Source organism: Mesorhizobium sp. M0410 (assembly GCF_040321435.1).
Lineage (GTDB): Bacteria > Pseudomonadota > Alphaproteobacteria > Rhizobiales > Rhizobiaceae > Mesorhizobium.
Map to the genome: position 1 here is coordinate 1 of NZ_JAMYRN010000064.1, position 2,631 is coordinate 2,631.

Annotated in this window: 2 protein-coding genes; both read right to left on the reverse strand. The window is 63.6% G+C overall.

Going from position 1 to position 2,631, the window contains the following annotated elements; translation table 11 throughout:
* Positions 1-106: 106 nt before the first annotated feature.
* On the reverse strand, positions 107-883 hold the full coding sequence (gene istB / locus NKI63_RS30575; protein WP_352469373.1) for an IS21-like element helper ATPase IstB: 777 nt from the start codon (positions 881-883) through the stop codon (positions 107-109).
* 16 nt (positions 884-899) lie between these two features.
* A complete protein-coding gene (gene istA, locus NKI63_RS30580) occupies positions 900-2,453 on the reverse strand; it encodes an IS21 family transposase (protein ID WP_352469372.1) in 1,554 nt (517 codons plus the stop codon).
* Between the last annotated feature and the right edge of the window lie 178 nt (positions 2,454-2,631).

The window sequence follows — 2,631 nt, forward strand, 5'->3', positions numbered from 1 at the left end:
TGCGCATTTCGCAAAAGCCGGACAGTGATTCCGCTAAGTCGCGGACAGCTGTTTCATTAAGTCGCGGACAGTTTGGCGGTGTCGGTTCTCGGGTGCCTTGTTGCGTTCATGGATGATTGATTTCGCCGTTTTCGGCGCCGGTCAAGAGGGGCGCGGCTTTTTGCTTTCGCATGCTGTCGCCCTGGAGCACGATGCGGTGGGCGTTGTGGACGATCCTGTCGAGAATGGCGTCGGCGACGGTGGGGTCGGCAATCAGGTCATGCCATTTGGCCACGGGGGCCTGGGCGGTGATCAGGGTGGATTTGCGCCGATAGCGTTCCTCGACGATTTCGAACAGATGGAAGCGCTGCTGGTCGGTGAGGCTGTGGGTTCCAAAGTCGTCGAGGATGAGCAGTTGCGCGCGGGTGAGTTTGTCGATGAGGCGCGGGAAGCGGCCATCTAGGCGGGCGAGCGCCAGATCCTCGAACAGGCGCGGCACGCGCACATAGAGCACGGAATGGTCAAGCCGTGCCGCTTGCCGACCGAAGGCGCAGGCCAGCCATGACTTGCCGGTGCCGGTTTGGCCGGTGACGATCAGGTTCTCATGCGCCTTCAGCCATTCACCTTGGGCGAGCGCCATGGTGCTGCGCCGGTTGAGCCCGCGCGTCGCGGCAAAATCGATGTCCTCGATGCAGGCTTCGGGAAAGCGCAGCTTGGCTGAGGCGAGCCGGTTCTTGACACGCTTGTCGGCACGCATGGCGACCTCGCGGTCGAGCATCAGGCCGAGCCACTCGTCGCGGCTGAGCTCATTGGCGTTGTTCTGTTCGGCCAGCTCGCGCCAGGCGGTGGCCATGCCGGCCAGGCCGAGGGTCTGCATCTGGTCGAGGGTGGGGTTTGTCAGCATTCTTTCTTCCTTTCCTTCACTGGTAATAGGTGCTGCCGCGGATGTTGGTGTGCGGCGGTGTCGGCTTTGCCGGCTCGGTCTGCGGTCTTGCCTGGTCGAGGCCGGATTTGAGGATGGCGGTGACGGAGGAGTAGGCGATCGCGTTGATCAGCAGCGCCCGCTCGCAGGCGGCATCGAGACGCTCCGGTCCATAACGTGGGGCCAGCGACAGAATGCCCATGGCCGAGCGGTATCCCTGTTCCGGATGCGGCCGGTCGCGCATCATGCGCTCGACCAGGATGGCGGCGTTGGGGCCGATCCTGGCCGCCCGGCCAATTAGGCTGGCCGGCGTCGTGTTGGCGTAGCGCTGATGCGCCTTGGGCATGTGTTCATTGACGGTGACATGGCCGGAACGCTGCGAGCGACGGACATGGCAGGCGACGCGCTGGTGATCGTGGAAGATCTCGACCACCCGGTGGGTGAGCCGCACGTCGACGGTGCGTCCGATCAGCCGGTGCGGCACCGAGTAGAAGGTCTTGTCGATCTCGACATGGTAATCGGGATGCACCTTCGCCGATTTCCACTCGGCATATTCGAACGGCGTCGCCGGCAGCGGCCTCAAGGCCACCCGCTCGATTTCCTCGAACAGTTCGCGGCGGCTTTTGCCGACATGGCGCATCGGCCGGTTGTTCAGCTCCTCGAGCAGCTCGGCGATCGCCGCATTGAGCTCAGCCAGCGAGAAGAAAGAGCGATTCCGGAGCCGGGCCAGAATCCAGCGCTCGACGATCAGCACCGCGCCTTCGACCTTGGCCTTGTCGCGCGGCTTTCGGCTGCGGGTCGGCAAGATGGTGGTGTCGTAATGCTCGGCCATCGCCGCAAAGGTCGTGTTCAGCGTCGGCTCGAACCACAACGCCTTGGCCACACCAGCCTTCAGGTTGTCGCAGACGATCGCCTTGGTGACTCCGCCGAAGAAGGCAAGCGCCCGCATCTGGCCGTCGATCCAGTCGGGCAGCTTCTGGCTGGAGCTGGCAAAGGCGAAGGTCAGATTGGAGGCGCCCAGCACCGCGACAAAGATCTGGGCGGCGTGGATGACGCCGGTAGCAGGATCGATGATCGGCACCGTCTGCCCGGCATAGTCGGTTTGCATCACCGCGCCCGCCGCATGCCGATTGCGGAACGTTGCGCTCGTCCGGCGCTCGAAAGCGGCGAAGTGCTCGCAGAACCAGGTGTAGCCGTAACCGTCGGGATGGGCAGCGCGATACTCCTGCCACAACAGCGTCAGCGTCACGCCCTTGCGCTTCAGCTCCCGGACGATCAGCGCCCAGTCGGGCTCACTCAGATCCTGCGGCGGCCGGCCCATCCGGCGGAACAGAAGCCGCTCGAGCGCGGCATCGTCGTCGTAGCCGGGCGGCAACGGCCAACGCGAAAGCCCCGCCTCGCTCGCGCGTAACAGATAGGTCGAAACCGTCGTCTTGCTGATCTTCAGCCGTTCCGATACCGCACGCACCGAAAGGCCATGCTCATGCGTCAGGCGCAAGATCGCTCGGATGTCCTTCACCGTCGTCTGTCTCGTTTGCTTCCGTCTTGGCATGGGCCCCCTCTCAACGTCATCGTGAGAGGTCAAAATGCCAGAACGGCGCAGCCGAGAACCGACCGTCAAATCCGCCCCGGAAACTGTCCGGGACTTAGCGGAAATGCTGTCCGCGACTTACTGAAATCACTGTCCGGGACTTAGTGAAATCGGCGTCCGGGACTTACCGAAACACGCA